The sequence below is a fragment of the Halomonas sp. CH40 genome (assembly GCA_041875495.1).
In the GTDB taxonomy this organism is placed as follows: Bacteria; Pseudomonadota; Gammaproteobacteria; order Pseudomonadales; family Halomonadaceae; genus Vreelandella.
In genome coordinates this window covers 925,455-948,745 of record CP112982.1, presented here as the reverse complement: position 1 = coordinate 948,745, position 23,291 = coordinate 925,455, and the positions used below count along the sequence as shown (strand labels likewise).

Here is a 23,291-nt window from a genome sequence, read left to right as displayed (position 1 = left end):
GTTGTACTGGGTGCTGCCATTCAGACTATCAGTCAATAATACTCACATCGTCTGCCTGCAAGCCACGATCATTTTCAATCACGTAATAGCGTACAATCTGCCCTTCCGTGAGCATACGCGGCCCGCGCCCACGAATAGCGCGAAAATGTACAAACACATCCTCGCCATTATCGCGGGTGATAAAGCCATAACCCTTATTGGTGTTGAACCACTTTACCTCACCTTCTTCACGACCATCATTGGGGTCAATGATATCTTCTTCATCGTCGTCATATTGCGGTTCCTCTTCGTCTGGCTCTGACTGCCGCTGGGCAGGTTTGGCCACCTGCGCCACCTCTGGCGTTACCAGCATCGGCGGTGCCAGTGCGGCAGCTCCCAAGGCACCCAGCAGAATGACTATAAAGCTGCCAACGGCAACCGCCAGGTAAATGCTAGCGATACCGCTTACCGCCAGTTCAGACATCCACGACGCTGCAAGCTCCGCATTGAACAGATGCACCATGGCGGCCAGCAGCAAAGGCGCCGGGGCAGCAAGCAAGACACTAATAAAAAAGCAGCGAAAAACAACTTTCGGATTCATAAATATAAAAGGCTCTCTTGTTGTATAGGTAACAGACAAAGGACAATATCTCGTCCAACTACTTACCGCTGCATGCTTGCAGCGGTCATACTTTTACAAGAGTGCGATGTTACCATGACCGAAACATTATCGCCCGCTGAGCTTTACCAACGAATTGAAACGCTTGAGACCCGGCTGGCCTTCCAGGAAGACTGGCTGGACACACTTGATCACACCGTGGCCCAACAGGCCCAGCGTCTGGATAAACTTGAACGCATCAGCGACCTGATGCGCCAGCGTCTGCGTGAACAACAGCAGAGCCAGCAAACCGATAACGAAACGGCGGCATCCCGCCCTGAGGACGAGATACCGCCGCATTATTGACACTTATTAGCACTTGGCTGCTGGATGTATCAGTTCATCACACTGGCAGGGTCAACACTATCAAGGCCAAAGGCTTTGGCAACCGCCTGATAGGTGACCTTACCGGCGTGAACATTCAGCCCCGGCAGAAAATGCGGGTCATCACGCAGCGCCTGATGCCAGCCTTTATCCGCCAGCGCCAGCACAAAAGGCAAGGTGGCATTGGTCAACCCCTGGGTGGAGGTACGTGCCACAGCGCCCGGCATATTGGCCACGCAGTAATGCACAACGCCATCCACGATGTAGGTAGGCTCGGCATGGGTGGTGGGTTTGCTGGTCTCGAAACAGCCGCCCTGATCGATGGCCACATCGACCAATACGCTGCCTGGCTTCATGATGCCCAGCATTTCACGGCTAATCAGCTTGGGCGCTGCCGCCCCGGGAATCAGCACCGCACCAATGATCATATCGGATTCGCGCGCCGCATAGTCCAGCGCATCAGCGGTTGAGTAGACGGTTTTGATCCGCCCCTGATAGCGGTCATCCAACACTTCCAGGCGCGGCAATGACTTGTCCAGAATGGTCACATCCGCCCCCAGGCCCAGCGCCATACGCGCCGCGTTTTCACCCACAACACCGCCACCAATCACGGTGACTTTTGCTGGTGCCACCCCCGGCACGCCGGGCAGCAGAACCCCCGCACCGCCCTGGGCTTTCTCAAGGCTATGGGCACCCGCCTGAACTGCCATACGTCCGGCTACCGTGCTCATTGGCGCCAGCAGCGGCAGACCGCCGCGCGTATCCGTGATGGTTTCGTAAGCGATACAGGTGGCACCGCTTTCCATCAGCCCCTGGGTCAGCGATTTTTCTGCGGCCAGATGCAGGTAAGTAAACAGGGTGTGCTCAGGCTTAAGGCGAGCCACTTCTTCCGGCTGCGGCTCTTTTACCTTCAGGATCAATTCTGCGTTCTGCCACAGTGTTTCAACGTCCGCTTCAATGTGTGCACCTGCGGCTTGGTAGTCGGCATCACTGAAACCCGCGCCTTCACCAGCACCTGCCTGAACCGTCACCTGATGGCCACGGCCGGTTAACTCGCGAGCACCTGTTGGCGTCAATGCAACACGATACTCGTGGTTCTTGATTTCCTTGGGAACGGCAACCTGCATGGTGTTTCTCCTGTATCGGGTTAGCTTCAATCTGGTCATTACAGCACAATCAGACGCCTTTCTTATACCCAAAACAGGAAAACAAAAATAACCACTGAATGAATCATTTACAGAAGAAAAAATAGCAAAAAACACCTGTCCCCAGACAAATTTTTCTCAAAAATGTCGAAAACAAGTGCAGCCTTACACTCATAAAAACGGGACACCGACCTTGATCGATGCCCCGCTAGATAAACCAACCTCGGTCAACGTCAGTCGCTTTCAGGGGTACCAGCTTCGATAGGATTGCGCATACGACGACGCAGCAGTGGCCCAACGATATAAGGCAGAATCAAGCCCAGCCCCGCGAAGACCCACAGACCGATTGCCAGGCCGCTATCCCACAGAATCATCCAGTCACCATCGGAAATATCCATGGCATGGCGCAGGTTCTTCTCCATCTCCGGCCCCAACAGCAGGCCAAGAATCACCGGCACCAAAGGAATCTCCAGTTTACGCAGAACGTAGCCGCCAACACCAAAAGCCACCATGAAGTAAAGGTCAAAAGTGGTATTGCTGATTGAATAGATACCCACAAAGGCAATCATGGTAACAATTGGCAACAGATACATCGGTGGCACCGATAACAGTCTGACAAAAATACCTACCAAAGGAATATTAAGCACCAGCAGCAGGAAGTTGCCGATTAACAAGGCAGCTATCACGCCCCAAACAATGTCGGCATTCTGGGTGAACATAAGCGGCCCTGGAGTGATATTAAGCGAAATCAGCAGAGCCAACAGCACTGCCGTCGTACCACTACCAGGCACACCCAGGGTCAACATTGGCACCAGAGCACCGCTGGAAGCACCATTATTACCTGCTTCCGGGCCAGCCACACCGCGCGGGTCACCTTGTCCAAAATAACCTTTCTTGCCAACCACCTTCTTTTCCAGAGTGTAGCCAATGAAGCTGCCCAAAGAGGCACCAGCCCCCGGCAACACACCGGCAATAAAGCCCAGCACCCCACCGCGCAGGCTTGAAGGCAGTATCTCACGAATATCCTTCCAGCTAAGCGACAGCTTGTTGACCTTCATTTTTTCCTTGCCACCCCCGGCACGCTCTTCAATGAAGAACAGCAGTTCGGAAATTGCAAACAGGCCGACAATAGCAATAATGAAATCGACGCCTTCAAACAACTCAAGCACACCAAAGGTATAGCGCTGCACCCCGGTATTGTCGATTCCAACGGTCGCAATCATCAGGCCGATACTCGCCGCTACCACCGTCTTGATCGGATTTTTGCCTGTAATACCTCCCAAGGTCGCAAAGGCCAGCATAAAGAGCGCGAAATATTCTGCCGGGCCAAATGTCAGGGCAAAGCTGGCCAGCAATGGCGCCAGCAAAATCAGCCCCACTGTTGCCACCAGGCTACCAATAAAAGAGGCAACCGCAGAGATCGCCAGCGCTTCGGAAGCCTTGCCCTTCTGGGCCATGGGATAACCATCCAGACAGGTCATCATGGCTGGCTCATCACCGGGAATATTCAGCAGAATCGATGAGATACGCCCCCCGTACATGGCCCCGGCGTAGACCGACGTCAGCATGATCAAGGCGGTTTCAGGCGCCAGACCCAGGCTGAAGGCCAGCGGTATAAGAATAGCCACGCCATTGGCAGGCCCCAACCCGGGCAAAGCACCAATCAGGGTACCCAGAAAGGCCCCCAGCAAAGCAAACATAAGATTATGGGGCTGCAAGGCAACCCCAAAACCATCCATCAGATAACCCAGCGTTTCCATCAGTTCACCTCCAGGAAGGAAAGCAGACCCAACGGCAAGGCGAGATCCAGCGCAAAACTGAACAGGAAGTACACTACCACTCCTGAGACAGCCCCAGTAATGTAAGCATTAACCGGAGGTGCCCCCATGCGCCAGCACAGGGTTCCTACCGCCAACGTAGTGCTGATGATAAAACCCAGCGGTTGAAGCAGAACGGCGTAAAGGATAAGCACGACCACTGCGATGATCAGCTCAACGCCCGTGCGGCTCCAGGGCCAGGCGTTATCAGGGTCAGGCCGCACAATCAGGTACAGGCTGGACAGGGCCAGCACCACAGCCAGCAGTTTGGGAAACGTATCAGGGCCAACGGCTTCAGCCCCACCAAAGGGTTCCGGGAACTGAGTAGCGCCCCAGCCGTATGCAACGGCCAGGACGATCATCAAGACCCCAAAGATGCGATCGTTGTAAGTCATTACTGGATCAGCCCGATGTCTTTGGAAAGCTGTTCGATATCATTGATCTGGTTGAGTACAAACGCTTCGAACTCGCCCGCCGTCATGTGGAAAGGCATCAAACCATTCTGAGTCATGACGTTCTGCCATTCTTCACTGGCATAGATAGTATCCATGGCATCGGTCCAATAGGTTTCAGCTTCTTCGGAAATATCCATCGGCATATAGAAGCCACGCCAGTTGGGGCCAAGTGCATCAATACCCTGCTCACGCGCCGTCGGAATGTCCGCCAGATCGCCCGGCAGACGCTCTTCAGAGAGCACCGCCAGAACACGCAGATCACCGGACTCCATGAACCCCTGAGCTTCGGTAATATCACCGGTAAAGGCTTCCACATGCCCACCAATCACCTGGGTGAGGGCTTCGCCGCCGTTGTTGTAGGAAAGGTAAGCAATCCGCGGAAGGTTTTCGACCTCAGCCGCCTGAGCAGCAATCAGCACCTTGAGGTGATCCCATCCCCCTTTGGAGCTACCGCCTGCGAACTTGACGCTGCGGGGATCTTCCTTAAGCGCGTCCATCAGTTCATTCAGATCCTCAATCTCGGAATCTGCAGCAACCGCGATGATTCCGTAATCTGCGCCCAGTGCGCCAACCCAGTTAACCTGATCAGCGCTCAGTCCTGGGAATTGCCCCTGGGCCAGGCGAGTGGTCGTCGCTGTTGAAGCAGCTACCAACAGTTGCTCATCCCCGGCGCGCTTGCTTACCGTATGGGCAAACGCCACGCCGCCGCCGGCACCAGCCATATTGATGGTTTGTACATTGGCGGGCACCAGATCGAGATCCTGCATGACATTACCCACGCTGCGACAGGTGAAATCCCAGCCGCCGCCCGGGTCAGACGGCGCAATACACTCGACCTTGCCCTCAGGTTCGAAGGCGGCAGCAGTACTGGCAAAGGTTGTCAGAGTTGCCAGCGGCAAGGCCAGCAGAGTCAGGTGCTTCAAGGAAGGCTTGAGTGTCATGGCGTTCTCCACGTTTTGATCTGTTGTTATGGTGATAGATATTGCGTCACCACAGAACGTTAGAAGATCACCACCTCAAGGGACAAGCTTATGACCATTAATCACAAAATGTTCATTTTGGGCGTTTTGTTCATTCTGTTCACAGCCAATCTTACTGAATCAGCCAATCATAGTGTCTCCAGCCAGGCCTGAGCCGTTACCAACAGACGGTAGCGACGCTCGGGGCGGCCCACATCACCATAGCCAAGCTCGGCATTGACCGCCTGTTCAGCGACCAGAAATTCCAGATAACGCCTCGCCGTTGAACGGCTGGCACCCATGGCGCGAGCCACTTGCATGGCGGTACGGGCCTCATGCTCTGAGGCCAGCGAATCCACTACCCGGCGCAGGGTCAAGCGGTCAATGCCTTTTGGCAAGCCTTGACCCGGCCGCTGAAGGTCGCCGCCTGGCTGCAGCCGCGCCAGCATATGGTCAAGTTCGTCCTGGTTCATCTCAGCCCGGTTGGCCAATGCCTCCCGCTCACGGCGGAAGCGGGTCAGCATCTGGCGCATTCGAGCCGCTTCAATCGGTTTGATCAGGTAGTCAAACACACCGCCGCGCAGTGCTTCACTGATGGTGTCGACCTCGCGGGCCGCCGTCACCATGACAATATCCACGTGCAGAAAATCACGGCGAATTGACCATAAAAGTTCCAGGCCTTCTACGTCAGGCAGGTAGGCATCCAGTAAAACCAGCTGAATCTCATCGGCATGCTCGACCATCAGCGTTTTTGCTTCACTGCCATTACGCGCTATTCCCACCGCATAAAAGCCGTCACTCTGTTCAATGAACGCCTTATGGATATCGGCAATGCGGAAATCGTCTTCGACAACCAGAATGCCATATTGCGTTGCAGACATCGTCGTTTCTCCCGCTGACGTTGTTATTATAAGGGTCGGCGTGCGAGTTATATGGGCAAACCAGAGTGAGCACAAAGTGAACGATCCAGCACGACGGTAAAGCATGCCCCGCCCAGATCGCCCTCTTCCAGAGTTACTTCACCGCCATGCTGACGGCAAAGGCGTGAAACCAGCGCCAGCCCGATACCACTATGCTTACCGGTTTTGGTCGAGAATCCTTCATGAAAGATCGTCTGTGCGTGCTCGATGGCCACCCCTGAGCCATTATCCTCAACTTCAATCAGTAGCTGCTCCCCCAGGTCGGTAAAGAACAGGCGTACTTTTGGCGCTTCGGCGTTCGGGCCATTCAACGCGGCATAGCAGGCATTATCGAGCAAATTGCCTATCACACTCATCATCACTTCCTGGCCGGTCACCGTCAGCGGGCAGGACAGCGAGCTCTGATCATCAATATCCAACGTCACTCCCAACTCACGGGCACGGGTCAACTTACCCAGTAGCGTACCACTGAGCACCGCATCCGCGACACGATGCATCAGAAAGCTCATCTGCGCCTGGGCGCGCTCGGTTTCATGGTGAATCAGCGCCAAGGCTTCATCCACGCGCTCAAGCTGCAAAAGTCCGGAAATGGTGTAAAGCTTGTTGGAAAACTCATGAGCCTGCGCACGCAGCATATCCACGTCGCGACTGGCCTGGGTCAGTGCCTGAGAGAGATCAACAATTTCCCGGCGGCTACGGAAGGTAGCCACAGCCCCTTCAACTTCACCGTCATGAATAATCGGCACGCGGTTAGCCACCACGGGATGATTACCCAACCACATTTCCTGATCAAACTCCTGCTCGCCACGCTTTAACACTTCCAGCAACCGCGAGTTGGGCACTACGTCATGAATCGGCTGCCCCAACAGCACCTGTTCGTCCGACAGGCCCAGAAAGCGACGTGCCTGCTGGTTAATCAGGGTAATCTGGCCCTCACGGTTAACCGCCAGAATCCCTTCATGAATGGACTGTAAAATCGCCTCTTTTTCCATGGCAAGGCGGGCAATTTCGTAGGGTTCAAGCCCGAGTATGACTTTCTTAAGATGCTGGGAAAGCCAGTAGGCGCCGCCAAAACCAAGCACTATCATTAACGTCACCAGCATCCAACCAAGGCTGGTATAGCGGGCCACATCCATATCCACCCGCTCCAGCATAAAGCCTACCGAGACGACACCAATGATAGTGCCCTGTGCATCGCGCACCGGGGTCTTGCCGCGCATGGCAGTCCCCAGGGTGCCCGTGGCTTCAGATACGTAGGACTCACCATCAATCAGCGCCTGTTCATTATCACCGCCCACCATCCGTTGGCCGATACGTTCAGGCACCGGATGAGAATAGCGCACCGTCTGAGCATTGCCGACCACCACATAGCGGGCGCCGGTTTGCTGGCGAACCCGCTCGGCAATCGGCTGAATGATCAAGGAAGGATCTGAGGTTGAAAAGGCATCGACAACCTCCGGCATCGCGGCCACCGTTTTGGCAACCGCCAATGCCCGCTGCCCCATCTGATGGGTGACTGTCTCAGCGAGACGGAAGTTCAGGTAGGTGCCTTGAGCCAGCAACATGACCGCCAGCAGCAGGCCCACCAACAGCATGACCTGAAGGCGGAAGCTGCGTTTGTACCAGCGGCGTTTAGTACGCGTACGCCGCCAGCGCTGAAGCTCAGCCAAGGTACGCGAGCGCTGGGCTGCCATAACCTGGTTCTGTATAAAGCATTGTTATTATCACTCTGCGCTGAACACCCTTTGCATGGTTTTCATGCTATCTATCAAGTGGACTACGCTATCAATCGCGAAAAACCCGCACACCCAAGGCCTTAAGATAAGCGGTTTCGGCAATCGCCGGATGCACCGGATGATCAGGCCCCTGGTGCCCCTGGAAAATAATCTGGCCGTGGCGATCCTGATGACGCACCGAGCCACGCACCACGTCAACCAGGCGCTCTGGCGCCAGATGCATGGAGCAGGAAGCTGACAGCAGCAGACCATCGCGACCCAACAGGCGCATGGCTTCACGGTTGAGGCGCGCATAGGCGCGTTCGCCGTTAGAGATGTCCTTGCGCTTCTTGATAAAGGCGGGCGGGTCGAGAATCACCACATCAAACTGCTCACCATCTGCCTTGAGCGCTGCCAGGGCATCAAAGGCGTCGGCTTCGGCAATCGCCACCTGCTCGTGAACGCCGTTGAGCTCGGCATTCCGCGCGACCTGCTCAAGTGCCGGGCCGGAGGAATCCACACACAGCACCTCACTGGCACCGCTAGCGGCGGCCTGCACGCCCCAACCGCCCACATAGCTGAACACGTCCAGGACACGCTTACCGGCCACATGGCGGTTGAGCCATTCGCGGTTAGCGCGGTGGTCAAAGAACCAGCCGGTTTTCTGGCCATTAAGCACCGGCACCACGAAATGCACGCCATTTTCTTCAATCAGGATTTCGTCAGGCAGCTCGCCTTTGACAACTTCAACCTGAGCCTCAAGGCCTTCCTGACGGCGCCCACCGGTGTCATTGCGGAACACAATGGCGCTGGGTTTGAGCACTTTTTCCAGGGCATCGACAATCTCTTCACTCATTGCCTGCATACCGGCTGTATTCAGCTGTACAACCAGAATATCGCCAAAGCGGTCAACCACCAGCCCAGGCAGCAGGTCGCCTTCGCCATGTACCAAGCGATAAAAAGGCTTGTTGAAGAGCTGCTCGCGCAGCGCCAGCGCCTGATTGAAGCGGTGAATAAACAGTGAACGATCCAGACGCATGGAAGGGTCACGGGACATGATGCGTGCGCAAATCAATGAATGCGGGTTCACATAGGCCACACCCAGCGCACGCCCGTTGGCTTCTTCGACGATGGCGGTTTCACCGCCAGTGAAGTTTTTGAGCGGCGTTTCCTTGGTGTCCACTTCGTTGGAGTAGATCCACAAGTGACCGGCTTTCAGGCGGCGTTCAGCGTTTTTGTTCAATCTCAGGCGTTGGGTCACACAATTCTCCAAATAGCGGCTAACGCTGACACAGCGGACAATAAACGCTGGCGCGCTGCCCGAGTGTGATGCGTTTTAACTCTTCGCCACAGCGCCGGCAAGGCTCTCCATGACGACCATAAACATTCAGGCGCTGGGCAAAATAACCCGGCTCCCCCTGACCACTGACAAAGTCACGCAAGGTGGTGCCCCCTTGGGTAATCGCTGCTGCCAACACTTCCTGGGCGGCAGCCGCCAGACGCTGATAGCGCGCCAGCGAAACACGGCCCGCCTCTCGGCGCGGATCGATACCCGCCATGAACAGCGCTTCGCTGGCGTAGATATTCCCTACCCCAACCACTACCTGGTTGTCCATCAAAAAGGGCTTGACGGCGACACGCTTGCCTCGCGAAAGACGATATAACCGCTGGCCAGTAAAATCGGGTGACAGTGGTTCAGGCCCCAGGCGTGTCAGGCGTTTATCGCTGTATTCATCCCCTGCCAGCCAATCCACAAAACCGAAGCGGCGCGGGTCGTGATAACGCAGTATATGACCATTGCTGAACACCAGATCAACATGGTCATGTTTTTTGGGCAGATCACCGACTTGGGCGATACGCAGGCTGCCGGACATCCCTAGATGCCATAGTAGCGTACGCGCTTGCCCGCCGGGTTCCGATTGACCGTTTTCAAGCGGTAGCAGCAGGTATTTGGCACGGCGGCGCAGATTGCCGATATATCTCCCCACCAGATCATCTGCCAGGGCCTCGGGCACGGGAACCCGCAACCGGCCATTACGTACAATTACTTCACTTATCTGCTGATTTTCCACGTAAGGCGCTATACCGCGTCGCGTGGTTTCAACTTCCGGGAGTTCAGGCATGATATTCGCCGCCAATCATTACACTGCAATGACGTACACTGAACACACGAGCAATCGGCCAATATGCAAAAACCCGGCGGTTAGCCGGGTTTTTAACAGGCAAACTCGCCTGCGGTGAAAGCCGATCAGCGTGCCAGAGGCTTACTTGATCTTGGCTTCCTTATACATCACATGCTTGCGTACGACCGGATCGTATTTCTTGAATTCAAACTTGTCCGGTGTATTACGCTTGTTCTTGTCAGTGGTGTAGAAGTGGCCAGTACCGGCACTTGACACCAACTTGATCTTATCGCGCATGGTCTTACTCTCCCAATAGGATGCCTGGCTTGGCCTGAATAGCCCTTAGCTTGGCTTAGATAGCTTCGCCGCGCTTGCGGATGTCTTCCAGAACTGTCTCGATACCGCGCTTATCAATGATACGCATACCCTTGGAGGAAACGCGCAGCTTGACGAAGCGGTTTTGAGATTCCACCCAGAAACGATGGGTGTGCAGGTTCGGTAAGAAACGACGACGCGTCTTACGCTGGGAGTGAGATACATTGTTACCGGATACCGGGCGCTTGCCGGTAACCTGACATACTTTGGACATGATAGCCTCCAACCGCTTGGCGAGTTGTTCAAAACTGTCGGGCAAACCGGAGCAGAGAAGCAGTCGGCGGATGCATATTGCCGGATATTTCCCAAGCCCGTTATTCAACCCAAGTTCAAAGGTGGCATTTTATACCAGAAGACTTTGCAGGCAGCAAGCAAAACTGCCAGAAAAGACCTAAAAGATGCCTTGTCGGCGTCTTCCGGACTCTGGCTGGTTTCCCGCGCTACCCCAAAAAATAACTGGAAATACGAGGTTCAAAGATGAGCAGCCAAAATAACAAGGGGCATTGACCGCATTATCGGCGCCAATCTTTAAAGGCCGCATATGATCCCACAACTTGGCGCCTATATCCAGCCACGCTCAGCAAAGGAGACCACTTCACCGTCCCCGACCACAAAATGGTCAAGCACACGAATATCAAACAGGCCAAGAGCATCCTTCAAGCGTTCAGTAATCCGACGATCCGCATCACTGGGCTCGGCCACGCCAGACGGGTGGTTGTGGGCTAGAATCAGCGCACCGGCCCCCAGCTCCAGCGCCCGCTTGGCAACATCCCGAGGGTAAACCGAGGCGCTGTCGAGAGTGCCACGAAACAGGGATTCATAACGAATGATGCGGTGCTGAGTATCCAGAAACAGCACGGCAAATTCTTCATGGCCCAGATGACGTAACTGGGAGGTCAGGTAATGGCGCACCAAAGCAGGTGAAGTCAGTGCATTGCCCCGTGCAAGCTGGCTGGCCAGATGACGGCGGGAAAGCTCCAGCGTGGCCTGCAGCTGGGCATATTTGGCGCTGCCCAGGCCTCGGGCAGCACAGAAGGCGCTCTGGTCTGCCTCCATGAGGGGGCGCAGGCCACCAAAGCTGGTCAGCAGATCCCGCGCCAGATCTACGGCTGAACGCCCTTTCACCCCAACCCGTAGAAAAATTGCCAGCAGCTCGGCATCCGATAGAGTCTGGGGCCCGAAGGCCAGTAATTTTTCACGCGGTCTTTCGCCTTCCGGCCAATGATTGATGCCCATCTGCGTCCCTGCCTAATGGTGGTGTTGATCCTTGTCTCTGAAGCTTAGACATGCCAAAGCAACCCTGCCAGTGGTAAGGTAAGGCCTTTTATAGGCATGGATATAGTCAGCATGGCCATATTGACGGGTAAACGCGTGTTGCTTGGCGTCAGCGGCGGGATTGCAGCCTACAAAAGTGCCCTCATCGTTCGCCTGCTCAAACAGGCGGGTTGCGATGTGCGCGTGGTGATGACTCAGGGCGCCCAGGCATTTATTACGCCGATGACGCTACAGGCACTTTCCGGCGAAGAAGTGCGCACTTCCCTGCTTGACCCTCAGGCCGAAGCCGGTATGGGTCATATTGAACTGGCCCGCTGGGCAGATCTTATTGTTATTGCCCCGGCAACCGCTGACCTCATGGCGCGCCTGGCCCAGGGCATGGCCGATGATCTCCTCACTACCCTGTGCCTGGCCAGCGACGCACCGCGCCTGATGGCACCCGCCATGAACCAGGCCATGTGGCGCCACATAGCCACCCAGCGCAACCTGCGCACTTTGAGTGAAGACGGCTGGAAGATGATCGGCCCTGCGGCTGGCGAGCAGGCCTGTGGCGACACCGGGCTTGGCCGCATGAGCGAACCTGAAGTCATCGGCGACGCTGTGAGGGCGCACTTTACCCCGCCGCAACCGCCAGTTGGCAACGCTCGGCATGTCGTGATTACCGCTGGCCCCACCCGCGAACCGCTCGACCCGGTGCGCTATATTTCCAACCACAGCTCGGGGAAGATGGGCTTTGCCCTGGCCGCCGCCGCCGTTCGCCAAGGCTTGAACGTCACGCTGATCAGCGGGCCGGTCAACCAGCCAACCCCTGAGAAGGTTGAGCGAATTGATATCGAGACCGCCCGCGAAATGGATGCCGCCGCTCAGCGTCTGGCGCCTCAGGCGGACCTATTCATCGGCTGTGCGGCCGTTGCCGATTACCGCATGGAAGCCCCCTCCGCCCACAAGATCAAGAAAACCGATGATAGCGAGACACTGACCCTGACGCTGGTTAAAAACCCCGATATTATTGCCCGTGTCGCTGCACTCCCTGCCCCCAAGCGCCCCCTTGTGATCGGCTTTGCAGCCGAAACCCGCGAGGTCGAGCATTACGCCCGCGATAAACTGAGCCGCAAAGGGCTGGACATGATTGTTGCCAATGATGTGTCTGCATTGGGGCTAGGCTTTGGCAGTGATGATAACGCGGCCTGGTTGCTATGGCGCAGCCAGGAGGGCACTGATAGCGAGCACCAGCCAGCACAGTCCAAGCAACAGCTGGCGGATGCCATTATCCAGCGGGCACTGCTACTTGCCGATAGCCGCCTGAAAAACCGCTGAGCATATTTGCGCTCCTGAACACTTGTATAAACCGCAGTAACGTACTGAATACCTGGATGAGATTTGAATGACACTGCCGACTGACCTTACCACGCCGCTGCTGCAATGCCGGATTCTTGACGAGCGCATCCGCGACTACCTGCCCTCCTATGCCACTGAAGGCTCGGCGGGCATGGATCTTCACGCCCTGCTGGATGCTCCGCTGACCCTGGCACCCGGCGACTGCCAACTGGTACGCACCGGGCTCGCCATCCATATCAGCTCTCCACAGCTTGCCGGTATGATCCTGCCCCGCTCTGGGCTTGGGCATAAACATGGCATCGTGCTGGGCAACCTCGTCGGGCTGATTGATTCGGACTATCAGGGGGAGCTGATGGTCTCGGTGTGGAACCGTGGCCAGCAGGCCTTTACGCTTGAGCCCTTCGAACGGCTGGCACAGTATGTGATCGTGCCCGTCGTACAGGCGCAACTGCAGATTGTTGAACAATTCGACGACTCAGCTCGTGGCACGGGCGGCTTTGGCAGCACCGGTAGCCGTTGAGTGTCTGAGTAGCGCCTGGCCGCCACTGATGACTGCCCTAATTAAAAAACGCTTTCAACCTTTTGACCTTCACTGACAGGACTGATGATGACCACCACCTCACTTCCCGCTTCTATTTTTCGCGCCTATGACATTCGCGGCATTGTTGACGACACCCTGACCGAAGCCGGTGTCAAGCAGATCGGCCAGGCGATTGGCAGCGAAGCTGCTGCTCGAGGGGAATCCACGGTGGTGGTTGCCCGTGACGGCCGTCTTTCTGGCGAGCGCCTGCAGGGTGCGCTGATACATGGCCTGATCGCTGCAGGCCAGAACGTGGTCAACATCGGCATGGTGCCCACCCCTGTGCTGTATTTTGCCACCCATATTCTTGAGGGCACCGCTTCTGGCGTCATGGTGACTGGCAGCCATAACCCACCTGATTACAACGGCTTCAAGATTGTTCTGGGTGGCGAAACGCTTTCTGGTGAAGCGATTAGCGCCCTGTATCAACGCATCGTCGACAATCAGCTGGCAAGCGGCCAGGGTGAAGTGCGCGAAGAAGATGTCCGCGAACGCTATCTTGAACGGGTTATCGGTGACATCAAGGTCAAGCGCCCTCTCAAGGCAGTGGTGGACTGTGGCAATGGCGTCGCTGGCGAAATGGGGCCGCAACTAATTGAGCGCCTGGGCGTTGAAACCCTGCCCCTGTTTGCCGAGATCGACGGCACCTTCCCCAACCATCACCCTGATCCGGGCAAGCCTGAAAACCTCAAGGACCTGATTGCCAAGGTCAAGGAAACCAACGCCGATATCGGCCTGGCCTTTGATGGTGACGGCGACCGCCTGGGCGTTATTACCCCCAGCGGCAAACTGATTTACCCGGATCATCTACTGATGGCCTTTGCCACTGACATGCTGTCCCGCAATGCCGGTGCCAAGGTGATCTTTGACGTCAAGTGCACGGGTAACCTGACGCCCGTGATTGAGCAGGCCGGCGGCGAACCGGAGATGTGGCGTACCGGCCACTCTCTGATCAAGGCGCGGATGAAAGAGACCGGCGCCCTGCTGGCAGGCGAAATGAGCGGGCATATCTTCTTCAAGGAACGCTGGTACGGTTTCGACGATGGCATGTATGCCGCTGCGCGTCTGCTGGAGATCCTCGCGGGTCAACCGGACGACGCCGACAGCTATTTTGCCAGCTTCCCGCTGGATATGGGCACACCAGAAATCAATATCACCGTTACCGATGACAACAAGTTTGCCCTGGTCGACAAACTGGCCCGTGAAGGGGATTTCGGCGACGGCATCAAAACCACCCTGGACGGCATTCGCGTTGACTATCCGGACGGCTGGGGGCTTTGCCGCGCATCCAACACCACTCCCATGCTGGTGCTGCGCTTTGAGGGCAAGAATGCCGAAGCACTGGCGCGCATTCAGGCCAGTTTCGCGGCGGCTCTGCGCCAGGTAGACCCTAGCCTTGCATTGCCGACCGAGTAACGCTTTTGCCTATTGGATTACGCGAGGAAAACGCCATGCAATCAAGCCGCGACCCCCAGGTCGTTGTGGAAGTCCTTTCCGAGGCACTTCCCTACATCCAGCAGTTCTCAGGCAAGACAGTGGTGGTCAAGTACGGCGGTAACGCCATGACGGAAACCGCCCTGATCGATTCCTTTGCCCGCAACATTGTGCTGATGAAGGAAGTCGGCATTAACCCGGTCGTCGTTCACGGCGGCGGGCCCCAGATTGGTGACTTACTGGCCAAGCTGAACATTGAATCCCGCTTCGTCAATGGCATGCGGGTAACCGATGCGCGCACCATGGACGTGGTGGAAATGGTATTGGGCGGGCTGGTCAACAAAAGCATTGTCAACCTGATCAACCAGAGTGGCGGCAAGGCCATTGGCCTGACCGGCAAGGACGGCGCTCAGATTCGCGCCCGCCAGCTGAAGGTCGAGCATCAGAGCCCGGAAATGACCGCTCCGGAAATTATCGATATCGGCCACGTCGGTGAGGTGGAATCGATTTCCACTGATCTGATCGAGATGCTCGCTGCCCGGGATTTTATTCCGGTAATCGCGCCTATCGGCGTCGATCCGGCAGGCAATAGCTACAATATCAATGCCGACCTGGTGGCCGGCAAGATTGCCGAAGCGCTTAACGCTGAAAAGCTGATGCTGCTGACCAATGTCGCCGGCTTGATGAACAGCGAAGGCGAGGTGCTGACCGGGCTAAGTACCGCTCAGGTAGATGGCCTGATTGCCGATGGCACCATTCACGGCGGCATGCTGCCCAAGATTCGCTGTGCCCTGGAAGCAGTCAAGGGCGGGGTCAACAGCGCCCACATTATCGATGGCCGCGTTCCCCACGCCGTTTTACTGGAAATTTTCACCAATGCCGGGGTAGGTACACTGATTACTGACGCAAGCTAACGCAAGGAGGCAGCACATGGGGCGTGACTCAACACTGGATCGTCGCCAGCAGATTCTGCAGGCATTGGCATTAATGCTGGAAGAAGATAGCGGTAAACGCATTACTACCGCCGCACTGGCACGCCAGGTAGGCGTGTCGGAAGCAGCGCTTTACCGCCACTTCCCCAGCAAGGCGCGTATGTACGAAGGCCTGATCGAGTTTATCGAGGAAAGCCTGTTTACCCGAATCACCCGGATTCTGGATGACGTACCTGATGCCATGGGCCGCTGCACCAGGATTCTTACCCTGGTGCTCGCCTTTGCCGAAAAGAACCCCGGCCTTGCCCGTGTCATGCACGGTGATGTCCTGACCGGTGAAACCGCCCGGCTGCGCCAGCGGGTGCACCAACTGTTTGAGCGCCTGGAACTGCAGCTTAAACAGGTGTTGCGTGAGGCTGAAGTCAACCAAGGCCAGCGAACGACCATCACCACGACAGCGGCTGCCAACCTGTTAGTGGCTCAGGCTGAAGGCCATATCGCCCAGTATGTACGCAGCGATTTCAAGCGCTTGCCTACCGAACATTGGGAAGACCAGTGGGCACTGGTAGTTGGATCACTACTACGAGAGACGCCACCACCCGCTTGAACGTTACCAAAACAAAAACCCCGAAGCCTCAAAGACCTCGGGGTTTTGTTGTATCTGGATACCGCATTCGCTAGACGCTATCAGGCCGCCAACGAATCACCCATTTTTTCACGCAGCTTTTTCATGGCGTTCTTCTCCAACTGGCGAATACGCTCGGCGCTGACGCCATAGACATCCGCCAGGTCATGCAGCGTTGCCTTATCCTCCGCCAGCCAGCGGCGCTGGAGGATATCGCGAGAACGTTCATCCAGCCCTTCCAGCGCGCCCATCAACAGATGCGTAGAGTTCTGCTCGTAATCAGTGTACTCAAGCTGGGTGGCTGGATCAGAGTCAGCATCGTCAAGATACTGTGCTGGCGACTGATAAACGCTGTCTTCATCATCACTGGGCGAGGCATCAAACCCTGCATCAAATGAAGAAAGACGCCCTTCCATATCGCGAACCACTTCCGGCTTGACGTCCAGGTCTGCGGCAATCGCATTGACTTCGTCGTTATTCAACCAGGCCAGGCGCTTCTTGGCACTGCGCAGGTTGAAGAACAGTTTACGCTGGGCCTTGGTAGTGGCGATTTTAACGATGCGCCAGTTGCGCAGCACAAACTCGTGAATTTCTGCCTTGATCCAATGAACGGCAAACGACACCAAGCGTACACCTTGATGAGGATCAAAACGCTTGACCGCCTTCATCAGGCCGACGTTGCCTTCCTGGATCAGGTCTGCCTGGGGCAGCCCATAGCCAGAATAACTGCGGGCAATGTGTACCACAAAACGCAGGTGCGACAGCACCAGACGACGAGCAGCCTCAAGATCGCCTTCATTATGCAGGCGGAACGCCAGATCGCGCTCTTCTTCAGCGCTCAGCACCGAAATGGTGTTGACCGCCTTGATGTAGCCACCAAGATCATGGCCTGGTGATAGCTGTCCCACCGGTAGAAGACTGTTGCTCATGTGCAGATGGTCTCCCTAAAAATAACCATTATGGCTTATAAACTTATGACACTTTCTAGCAGTAAATAGTTCAACTCGCAAACCCTGAAATCTGCAAGTTCTGACATTCTGATCCTACCGCTGTTGATCAGAAGATAGCGCTATTCTGGCTTGATGCTGGAAAGATGGCGGGATACTGCCAGCCAAGCACCCAACCAGCCAAGCAGTGTACTGCAAAACAGCAGAATTGTAGAGCCGCCGACCCCTAAAGAAGGCATCGTGAAATCCGCTCCATAGCTTTGCGCCAGCGAGGTGACCGGTAACGCCAACCATTGCCCCCCCAGCCCCAGCAGCAGCAGCGCCAAAACACCGCCACCCAATCCGTACCAGGCACCGCTATACAAGAATGGGCGACGCACAAAGGCATGGGTAGCACCCATCAGCATGACGACTTCAATTTCCCGGCGTCGACTTTCCACGGCCAGGCGGATGGTATTACCCACAATCAGCAGCACGCCCAAGCCAAACAGAACCCCTAGCCCCAGCGCAATTCGGTTACCCAGCTCGGTAATCTGGCGAAGCCGCTCCACCCAGGCCAGATCGAGACGCACTTCATCCACACCGGCCATATCGGCAAAATAGTCCGCCGTGGCTTGCATCGTCTGTGGCGAAACATCGTCCGGGTGCACCACTATGCTAAATGGCAAGGGGTTTTCATCAAGACCAACCAAGGTGTCATCCAAGCCCAGAGACTGCTGCAGCTCCTGCAGGCCTTCATCGGCATCAATCAGGCGCGTCTCGGTGACTTCCGGCTGCGCCATCACTGCCTGATGAATACGCTCTGCCTCAGCGCTATCCACCGTCGAGTCCAGGTAGACCGTCAAGGTAGCACTTTGGGTCAATTCAGCATCCAGGCCACGGACACTATCAAGGGTTAGCCACAGGCCTGCGGGCAACATCAGCGCTATGGCAATCGCCAGCATCGTCAAAAGACTACCCAAGGGATGGCGCAGTAGACGGCGCAGGCTGTCAATGGCCATGGCGCGATGATGCAGTTTCCAGGATTCAAGGCGGCTGGAAAAACGCGATTGCTGGGTGCGCGCACCGCGACGTTGAGGAGGTGGAGTAGATGTCATTGAGCCCCCTCATCGGCGACCAATCGGCCCTCATGAAGACGCAGCATACGGTGGCGCAAACGGGCAATCAGCGCCAGGTCATGGCTGGCGACCATAACGGTGGTACCAATCCGGTTAAAGTCCTCGAACAGCGCCATGATGTCGGCGGATAATTGAGGATCAAGGTTCCCGGTCGGCTCATCAGCCAGCAGCAGTGCGGGCTTGTTGACCACCGCGCGGGCAATACCCACGCGCTGCTGTTCACCACCGGATAGCTCAATCGGCAGGGCTTTTTCACGGTGCAGCAGGCCGACTTTATCCAGGGCAGCCCGGGTGCGCCGTGCCGCATCACGCGGCTCCATCCCCTGAATTTCCAGAGGCAGGGCGACGTTGTGAAAAATGGAACGGTCAAACAGCAGCTGGTGATCCTGGAAGACCACGCCAATCTGGCGCCGATAAAAAGGGATCATGCTCGAATGCAGTTTCGCCAGGTCGTGCCCGGCAACCACCACGCGTCCACGGCTGGGTTTTTCGAGGCGCATGATAAGGCGTAGAAGCGAACTCTTTCCGGCACCAGAGTGGCCGGTCAGAAACACCATTTCTCCACGGTCAACGCGAAAATTCAGGTGCGCCAACGCCTCAAAGCGCCCTCCATAGCGCTTGGCTACATGCTCGAAGTCGATCATGTGCGTTCATCTTCACTCTGGCGGTCAAACAACGCGCCGATAAAATCATTAGCTGCAAAGGGGCGCAGGTCATCCAGCCCTTCGCCTACGCCGATAAACCGAATCGGTGTTTCAAGCTGCTTGGCCAAGGCAAAAATAACTCCGCCCTTGGCCGTACCATCCAGCTTGGTCAGGGTAATCCCGGTTACCGGCACGGCTTCATTAAACGTGCTGGCCTGTGCGATGGCATTCTGGCCGGTACCTGCGTCCAGCACCAGCATGACTTCATGGGGTGCATTTGGATCAATCTTTGTCATCACTCGATGGACCTTTTTCAACTCTTCCATAAGATGGCCCTTATTATGCAGACGTCCCGCCGTGTCTGCGATAAGCACATCAACGCCGCGTGCCTTGGCGGCAGCTACTGCATCATAAATCACTGAAGCACTGTCTGCACCTGTATGCTGGGCAATTACCGGCACACTGTTGCGTTCCCCCCAGACTTTCAACTGCTCCACAGCCGCTGCACGAAAGGTATCCCCGGCGGCCAGCATGACGCTTTTGCCTTCACGCTGAAAACGCTGGGTCAGCTTGCCAATAGTGGTGGTCTTGCCGACGCCGTTGACCCCTACCACCAGAATGACAAAGGGGCCATCGCCTTCCTTCTCAAAGCTCAGAGGCTTGGCGACCGGCTCCAGCATGGCGCCAAGCTCTTCCTGCAAGCCACGATACAAGGCCTCCGGGTTGTTAAGCTCCTTACGTGACACACGCGCTTCCAGACGTTCAATGATCTCGGAGGTGGCCTCGATACCGACATCCGCCATTAACAGCTGAGTTTCCAGATCCTCAAGCAGCTCATCATCAATCTGCTTCTTGCCTAGAAACAGATCGGCGATGCCATCGGTCAGGTTGGCACGGGTTTTCCCCAAGCCTGCCTTGATGCGCGAAAACCAACCTTTTTTCTCAGCGGCCCTGGGCTTTTCCTGTAGCGCAGCAGGAGGCAGCGATACGGGCTCAGGCTCACTCACCGGCTCAGCGTCTGGCAACTTTTCCTCGGGCATAACCGAGCTTTCAGCGGCTTCCTGTGCCTGGGCCAGCGGCTCTTCTGGCTGGGATGAGTGAAGGCTGTCAGTGTCCTCGTGATGCTCCTGAACGTCCTCTTCGTCAGAGCGGTTATCAATCTCCTGCTCAGAGGTCTGATCCACCGCTTCCTGCTGTTTCTTACGTTTTAAAAAACCGAACATGGCTATCATCCGCGAAAAAAGTGAACATTACTGCCATCCTACCACCCTGCATCAAGACTTTGGATACACAGCCCGCTACAATCTGATCATGAAAAGAAAACGCTCAACCCCCTCTGCACGCGCCAATGCCAAGCCATCATCCGGTGGTGGCAAGCTGCGCGTTATTGGCGGTGACTATCGCCGCCGTCAGCTACCCGTACTCAATAGCCCGGGGCTACGCCCGACCCCTGATCGCATACGTGAAACCCTGTTTAACTGGCTTGGCCAGTCCCTGTATGCCCAGCGCGGGCTGGATCTTTTTGCTGGCACCGGGTCCCTCGGTATAGAAGCGCTTTCCCGTGGTGCCAGTGACCTTGTGTTTGTTGAACGGGAGCGCAAGGTCGCCGATCAGATCAGCGCCAACCTGGCAACCCTGGGTGCTGAACACGGGCAAGTGCTCAACGTCGATGTGGATACATTCCTGACCCAGCCGGGGAGCCCTTTTGATCTGGCCTTTATGGATCCACCCTTTCATCAAGGGTTGGCCGAGCCCTGCTGCGCGATGCTGGAAGCCAACGGTTGGCTTACAACCAACGCCATGATTTACCTGGAATGTGAAGCTTCATTAACACCTGAAACACCTGCCAACTGGTCGCTTTACCGTGAAGCTCGCGCCGGCGATACCGTAGCCAGACTTTATCAGCGCGTGCCCCGTTGAGCATTGGGCTAATTTACGCCATCTTAACGCTTGTCGCGCCAAGCGGGTAACGATACGCTTGGCCGACCCTTTAACTCAAAAAAACCAAGGAGACGTCAATGAGCCAGGAACTGTTCAACCAGCTTGACCAGAAAGTCGCTGCCACCGTAGAAGCACTGGAGCTGATGAAGCTGGAAAACGAGGAGCTGCGCGAAGAAAACCAGCGCCTCAAGCAGGAGCGTGAGGAGTGGGAGCAACGCCTGACCGGACTACTTAGCAAGTTTGACGACATTACGGAAAGCGCTGCCACCTCCTAACGCGACTGCCCCTGGGTCAGCTGCATAACCCTCGCGACATCAGTAGCGCATCATCTCGTCCGGCAGTGCCCCCCACTGCCGGGTAATATTCTTTACGGCGTCCATCAAGCGTAAAACCGAAAGCCTGATACAGCCTGATTGCTGAGTCGTTGGTTTCTCTGACTTCCAGTAACAGCCGTTCACTGCCAGCCTGGGTGGCAGCGTCAATCAGCGCTTGCATCAGCAAACCGGCAACCCCATGACGACGCCAACCAGGCAGAACGCCAATGGCTTCAATCTCGGCGTCAAAAGGTCCGATGGCCACAATGGCATAGCCAATAAGCACGCTTGCCCCTTGTGTATCTGCACCCTGCCAGGCGCCCAGCACCCTGATAGCTGGCGCTTTCAGTGCCGCTGCCAGCGCTGCAGGGCGCATACCACTGGCAGCGGCGGCTTCCAGCTCGAGCAGTGCTTGAAGATGATTACTGGATAAGGGCTTGATTTCCAGCATTTTGTCAGGCGCCAAGCGCTTGGCGCAGGTCAAGCAGCCTGGGCAGTAACCGGCGCTTGGCATCGGCGCTTTGAGCCAGCTCATCCAACGCAGCCCCCTGCCAGACAGGCAGGCCAAGCGTCTGACTCTGTCCATTCTCCAGGTTGAGCAGTGCCGCAAAGGGGGATGCCTGTGGTTCCCCCCACCACAAAACACGCTCCAACTGCCAACCATTACGCCGTGCAGTACCACTGATAAAGGCATTAAGCCCATCGCGAGCTTCTTCCAGCGGATCATCCGGCTGAGGGCCATTGGCCATCGGCGGCCAGCTGAAGGTCATCATGTTGGCTGGAGAAAATGGCTTCCCGGCAATAACGCCCAACAGGTTATTCAGCAATGCCTGTTCGGTGCGCCCAAGCTCGCCTGGCATCAGGTTCAACCAGCGTCCTTCAATGCAGCAGGATGACAGGGTGAATACCAACGGCTCAGGTTTCGTGCTCGGCGCACTTGCCTGCGTGCTGTGTTGAGCATCAGGCGCTGATTCTCGAGGCGCTGCCTCTGCTGGCGGCTGCTCTTGCGAGGTATTGGCCTCTTCCTCAGCCGTGCCACCTAACAGTGAACGCAGGGCCTGGGGCGAGGAGGAGGAATCTGAAGGCACCGGAACCGGCGCTTCATCTGCGCCATCAGGCGTCTGGTGTGCCTGGCGCTGAGCTGCTGCGGCCTGCTGGGCATCATCCAGCAGCGCATGTAGCCGCTGGCTGGGCGTGACACGCTGGGGTACTACGTCCTCCCATTCACAGGCGGGCGTTTCAAGCGCATGGGGTAACTGATAGCGGGATGCCCAGGTGGTAATACCCATGGCATCCAGGTACTGCCGTCGAATGACTTCGGCGTTCACTGACCGCCGCCCCGGCAATTGGGTGAATCGGGACGTTCCCCTCCACGGGCCTGCCATTCTTCAGGCGTATATAGGTGCAGTGCCAGCGCATGCACCGGGCCGGAAAGCTCATCGGCCAGCAAGGCATACATCTGCTGGTGGCGCTTGACCGGCATCAGCCCTTCAAAGCGGCTGCTCACCAGGGTGACCTTGAAATGGGTCTCTGAATTGGCAGGTACATTGTGCCGATGGCTTTCGTTTTCTACCTGCACCACCACCGGTTCAAGTGTCGCGAGTTTATGCTCGATCTGCGTTTGTAGCGACATGACCTTCTCCTGTGCTTAAAAGCTGTCTTGGCGTTTTGAC

27 protein-coding genes are annotated in these 23,291 nt (G+C 56.4%); 8 read left to right on the top strand and 19 right to left on the bottom strand.

Annotated features, from left to right (window positions below; all coding sequences use genetic code 11):
* Positions 1-28: 28 nt before the first annotated feature.
* On the bottom strand, positions 29-250 hold the full coding sequence (locus tag OR573_04390) for a cold-shock protein (GenBank protein XGA81663.1): 222 nt from the start codon (positions 248-250) through the stop codon (positions 29-31).
* A 444-nt stretch (positions 251-694) separates the two neighbouring features.
* Between OR573_04390 and OR573_04385 the strand changes: the two genes are divergently transcribed.
* The gene (locus OR573_04385; GenBank protein XGA80898.1) at positions 695-943 is read left to right on the top strand and encodes a SlyX family protein; all 249 of its coding nucleotides are present in this window, start codon (positions 695-697) and stop codon (positions 941-943) included.
* 29 nt (positions 944-972) lie between these two features.
* On the opposite strand, the gene ald is transcribed toward OR573_04385, so the two are convergent.
* The 11 genes from ald to radC all read right to left on the bottom strand — a co-directional run bounded on the left by ald (position 973) and on the right by radC (position 11,706).
* Complete coding sequence (gene ald, locus OR573_04380; GenBank protein XGA80897.1) at positions 973-2,088, bottom strand: alanine dehydrogenase; 1,116 nt, start codon at positions 2,086-2,088, stop codon at positions 973-975.
* A 251-nt stretch (positions 2,089-2,339) separates the two neighbouring features.
* Complete coding sequence (locus OR573_04375; GenBank protein XGA80896.1) at positions 2,340-3,866, bottom strand: tripartite tricarboxylate transporter permease; 1,527 nt, start codon at positions 3,864-3,866, stop codon at positions 2,340-2,342.
* Positions 3,866-4,318, bottom strand: a complete 453-nt coding sequence (locus OR573_04370) for a tripartite tricarboxylate transporter TctB family protein (protein XGA80895.1) — start codon at positions 4,316-4,318, stop codon at positions 3,866-3,868. Before OR573_04370 ends, OR573_04375 begins: the two co-directional genes overlap by 1 nt.
* A complete protein-coding gene (locus tag OR573_04365; protein ID XGA80894.1) occupies positions 4,318-5,319 on the bottom strand; it encodes a tripartite tricarboxylate transporter substrate-binding protein in 1,002 nt (333 codons plus the stop codon). The genes OR573_04370 and OR573_04365 overlap by 1 nt, the downstream gene beginning before the upstream one ends.
* Positions 5,320-5,486: 167 nt before the next feature.
* Positions 5,487-6,218, bottom strand: coding sequence for a response regulator (locus OR573_04360; GenBank protein XGA80893.1), 732 nt, complete (start codon positions 6,216-6,218; stop codon positions 5,487-5,489).
* A gap of 47 nt (positions 6,219-6,265) precedes the next feature.
* Positions 6,266-7,951, bottom strand: coding sequence for a sensor histidine kinase (locus OR573_04355; GenBank protein XGA80892.1), 1,686 nt, complete (start codon positions 7,949-7,951; stop codon positions 6,266-6,268).
* A gap of 91 nt (positions 7,952-8,042) precedes the next feature.
* Positions 8,043-9,233, bottom strand: a complete 1,191-nt coding sequence (locus tag OR573_04350; GenBank protein ID XGA80891.1) for a class I SAM-dependent rRNA methyltransferase — start codon at positions 9,231-9,233, stop codon at positions 8,043-8,045.
* A 19-nt stretch (positions 9,234-9,252) separates the two neighbouring features.
* On the bottom strand, positions 9,253-10,095 hold the full coding sequence (gene mutM, locus OR573_04345) for a bifunctional DNA-formamidopyrimidine glycosylase/DNA-(apurinic or apyrimidinic site) lyase (GenBank protein XGA80890.1): 843 nt from the start codon (positions 10,093-10,095) through the stop codon (positions 9,253-9,255).
* A 141-nt stretch (positions 10,096-10,236) separates the two neighbouring features.
* Entirely contained in the window at positions 10,237-10,392 is a 156-nt protein-coding gene (gene rpmG, locus OR573_04340) for a 50S ribosomal protein L33 (protein ID XGA80889.1), read from the bottom strand.
* Between the two features lie 55 nt (positions 10,393-10,447).
* The gene (gene rpmB / locus OR573_04335) at positions 10,448-10,684 is read right to left on the bottom strand and encodes a 50S ribosomal protein L28 (protein XGA80888.1); all 237 of its coding nucleotides are present in this window, start codon (positions 10,682-10,684) and stop codon (positions 10,448-10,450) included.
* Between the two features lie 347 nt (positions 10,685-11,031).
* Positions 11,032-11,706 carry a DNA repair protein RadC gene (gene radC / locus OR573_04330; GenBank protein ID XGA80887.1) on the bottom strand — a complete coding sequence of 225 codons (675 nt, stop codon included), beginning with the start codon at positions 11,704-11,706 and terminating at the stop codon, positions 11,032-11,034.
* Positions 11,707-11,817: 111 nt separating this feature from the next.
* Between radC and coaBC the strand changes: the two genes are divergently transcribed.
* The 5 genes from coaBC (at position 11,818) to slmA (ending at position 16,636) form a co-directional block, all read left to right on the top strand.
* The gene (gene coaBC, locus OR573_04325; protein ID XGA80886.1) at positions 11,818-13,062 is read left to right on the top strand and encodes a bifunctional phosphopantothenoylcysteine decarboxylase/phosphopantothenate--cysteine ligase CoaBC; all 1,245 of its coding nucleotides are present in this window, start codon (positions 11,818-11,820) and stop codon (positions 13,060-13,062) included.
* Between the two features lie 67 nt (positions 13,063-13,129).
* Positions 13,130-13,603: a dUTP diphosphatase gene (gene dut, locus OR573_04320; GenBank protein ID XGA80885.1), complete on the top strand. Its 474-nt coding sequence runs from the start codon at positions 13,130-13,132 to the stop codon at positions 13,601-13,603.
* 87 nt (positions 13,604-13,690) lie between these two features.
* A complete protein-coding gene (locus OR573_04315; protein ID XGA81662.1) occupies positions 13,691-15,079 on the top strand; it encodes a phosphomannomutase/phosphoglucomutase in 1,389 nt (462 codons plus the stop codon).
* A gap of 35 nt (positions 15,080-15,114) precedes the next feature.
* Positions 15,115-16,011, top strand: a complete 897-nt coding sequence (gene argB, locus OR573_04310; protein XGA80884.1) for an acetylglutamate kinase — start codon at positions 15,115-15,117, stop codon at positions 16,009-16,011.
* A gap of 16 nt (positions 16,012-16,027) precedes the next feature.
* Positions 16,028-16,636, top strand: a complete 609-nt coding sequence (slmA, locus tag OR573_04305) for a nucleoid occlusion factor SlmA (protein ID XGA80883.1) — start codon at positions 16,028-16,030, stop codon at positions 16,634-16,636.
* Positions 16,637-16,716: 80 nt separating this feature from the next.
* On the opposite strand, the gene rpoH is transcribed toward slmA, so the two are convergent.
* The 4 genes from rpoH to ftsY all read right to left on the bottom strand — a co-directional run bounded on the left by rpoH (position 16,717) and on the right by ftsY (position 20,586).
* Positions 16,717-17,583: an RNA polymerase sigma factor RpoH gene (gene rpoH / locus OR573_04300; protein XGA80882.1), complete on the bottom strand. Its 867-nt coding sequence runs from the start codon at positions 17,581-17,583 to the stop codon at positions 16,717-16,719.
* Positions 17,584-17,723: 140 nt separating this feature from the next.
* Complete coding sequence (gene ftsX / locus OR573_04295; protein XGA80881.1) at positions 17,724-18,698, bottom strand: permease-like cell division protein FtsX; 975 nt, start codon at positions 18,696-18,698, stop codon at positions 17,724-17,726.
* Positions 18,695-19,363, bottom strand: a complete 669-nt coding sequence (gene ftsE / locus OR573_04290; GenBank protein XGA80880.1) for a cell division ATP-binding protein FtsE — start codon at positions 19,361-19,363, stop codon at positions 18,695-18,697. The genes ftsX and ftsE overlap by 4 nt, the downstream gene beginning before the upstream one ends.
* The gene (gene ftsY / locus OR573_04285; GenBank protein XGA80879.1) at positions 19,360-20,586 is read right to left on the bottom strand and encodes a signal recognition particle-docking protein FtsY; all 1,227 of its coding nucleotides are present in this window, start codon (positions 20,584-20,586) and stop codon (positions 19,360-19,362) included. The genes ftsE and ftsY overlap by 4 nt, the downstream gene beginning before the upstream one ends.
* 88 nt (positions 20,587-20,674) lie before the next feature.
* On the opposite strand from ftsY, the gene rsmD reads away from it, so the two are divergent.
* Positions 20,675-21,283: a 16S rRNA (guanine(966)-N(2))-methyltransferase RsmD gene (gene rsmD, locus OR573_04280; protein XGA81661.1), complete on the top strand. Its 609-nt coding sequence runs from the start codon at positions 20,675-20,677 to the stop codon at positions 21,281-21,283.
* 98 nt (positions 21,284-21,381) lie between these two features.
* Positions 21,382-21,579, top strand: coding sequence for a cell division protein ZapB (gene zapB / locus OR573_04275; GenBank protein XGA80878.1), 198 nt, complete (start codon positions 21,382-21,384; stop codon positions 21,577-21,579).
* A gap of 16 nt (positions 21,580-21,595) precedes the next feature.
* Here the strand turns inward: zapB and OR573_04270 are convergent, their stop codons facing one another.
* From OR573_04270 to OR573_04260, 3 genes are read right to left on the bottom strand one after another with little or no spacing between them, the layout of a single operon-like run.
* The gene (locus tag OR573_04270) at positions 21,596-22,069 is read right to left on the bottom strand and encodes a GNAT family N-acetyltransferase (GenBank protein XGA80877.1); all 474 of its coding nucleotides are present in this window, start codon (positions 22,067-22,069) and stop codon (positions 21,596-21,598) included.
* 4 nt (positions 22,070-22,073) lie between these two features.
* Entirely contained in the window at positions 22,074-22,946 is an 873-nt protein-coding gene (locus OR573_04265; protein ID XGA80876.1) for a hypothetical protein, read from the bottom strand.
* Positions 22,943-23,251: a BolA/IbaG family iron-sulfur metabolism protein gene (locus tag OR573_04260; GenBank protein XGA80875.1), complete on the bottom strand. Its 309-nt coding sequence runs from the start codon at positions 23,249-23,251 to the stop codon at positions 22,943-22,945. Before OR573_04260 ends, OR573_04265 begins: the two co-directional genes overlap by 4 nt.
* Between the last annotated feature and the right edge of the window lie 40 nt (positions 23,252-23,291).

Excerpts from the sequence above, each read along its gene's own strand:
- OR573_04385 (XGA80898.1), top strand. The coding sequence starts at position 695 with ATGACCGAAACATTATCGCCCGCTGAGCTTTACCAACGAATTGAAACG.
- ald (XGA80897.1), bottom strand. The coding sequence starts at position 2,088 with ATGCAGGTTGCCGTTCCCAAGGAAATCAAGAACCACGAGTATCGTGTT.
- OR573_04375 (XGA80896.1), bottom strand. The coding sequence starts at position 3,866 with ATGGAAACGCTGGGTTATCTGATGGATGGTTTTGGGGTTGCCTTGCAG.
- OR573_04370 (XGA80895.1), bottom strand. The coding sequence starts at position 4,318 with ATGACTTACAACGATCGCATCTTTGGGGTCTTGATGATCGTCCTGGCC.
- OR573_04365 (XGA80894.1), bottom strand. The coding sequence starts at position 5,319 with ATGACACTCAAGCCTTCCTTGAAGCACCTGACTCTGCTGGCCTTGCCG.
- OR573_04360 (XGA80893.1), bottom strand. The coding sequence starts at position 6,218 with ATGTCTGCAACGCAATATGGCATTCTGGTTGTCGAAGACGATTTCCGC.
- OR573_04355 (XGA80892.1), bottom strand. The coding sequence starts at position 7,951 with ATGGCAGCCCAGCGCTCGCGTACCTTGGCTGAGCTTCAGCGCTGGCGG.
- mutM (XGA80890.1), bottom strand. The coding sequence starts at position 10,095 with ATGCCTGAACTCCCGGAAGTTGAAACCACGCGACGCGGTATAGCGCCT.
- rpmG (XGA80889.1), bottom strand. The coding sequence starts at position 10,392 with ATGCGCGATAAGATCAAGTTGGTGTCAAGTGCCGGTACTGGCCACTTC.
- rpmB (XGA80888.1), bottom strand. The coding sequence starts at position 10,684 with ATGTCCAAAGTATGTCAGGTTACCGGCAAGCGCCCGGTATCCGGTAAC.
- radC (XGA80887.1), bottom strand. The coding sequence starts at position 11,706 with ATGGGCATCAATCATTGGCCGGAAGGCGAAAGACCGCGTGAAAAATTA.
- coaBC (XGA80886.1), top strand. The coding sequence starts at position 11,818 with ATGGCCATATTGACGGGTAAACGCGTGTTGCTTGGCGTCAGCGGCGGG.
- dut (XGA80885.1), top strand. The coding sequence starts at position 13,130 with ATGACACTGCCGACTGACCTTACCACGCCGCTGCTGCAATGCCGGATT.
- OR573_04315 (XGA81662.1), top strand. The coding sequence starts at position 13,691 with ATGACCACCACCTCACTTCCCGCTTCTATTTTTCGCGCCTATGACATT.
- argB (XGA80884.1), top strand. The coding sequence starts at position 15,115 with ATGCAATCAAGCCGCGACCCCCAGGTCGTTGTGGAAGTCCTTTCCGAG.
- slmA (XGA80883.1), top strand. The coding sequence starts at position 16,028 with ATGGGGCGTGACTCAACACTGGATCGTCGCCAGCAGATTCTGCAGGCA.
- rpoH (XGA80882.1), bottom strand. The coding sequence starts at position 17,583 with ATGAGCAACAGTCTTCTACCGGTGGGACAGCTATCACCAGGCCATGAT.
- ftsX (XGA80881.1), bottom strand. The coding sequence starts at position 18,698 with ATGACATCTACTCCACCTCCTCAACGTCGCGGTGCGCGCACCCAGCAA.
- ftsE (XGA80880.1), bottom strand. The coding sequence starts at position 19,363 with ATGATCGACTTCGAGCATGTAGCCAAGCGCTATGGAGGGCGCTTTGAG.
- ftsY (XGA80879.1), bottom strand. The coding sequence starts at position 20,586 with ATGTTCGGTTTTTTAAAACGTAAGAAACAGCAGGAAGCGGTGGATCAG.
- rsmD (XGA81661.1), top strand. The coding sequence starts at position 20,675 with ATGAAAAGAAAACGCTCAACCCCCTCTGCACGCGCCAATGCCAAGCCA.
- zapB (XGA80878.1), top strand. The coding sequence starts at position 21,382 with ATGAGCCAGGAACTGTTCAACCAGCTTGACCAGAAAGTCGCTGCCACC.
- OR573_04270 (XGA80877.1), bottom strand. The coding sequence starts at position 22,069 with ATGCTGGAAATCAAGCCCTTATCCAGTAATCATCTTCAAGCACTGCTC.
- OR573_04260 (XGA80875.1), bottom strand. The coding sequence starts at position 23,251 with ATGTCGCTACAAACGCAGATCGAGCATAAACTCGCGACACTTGAACCG.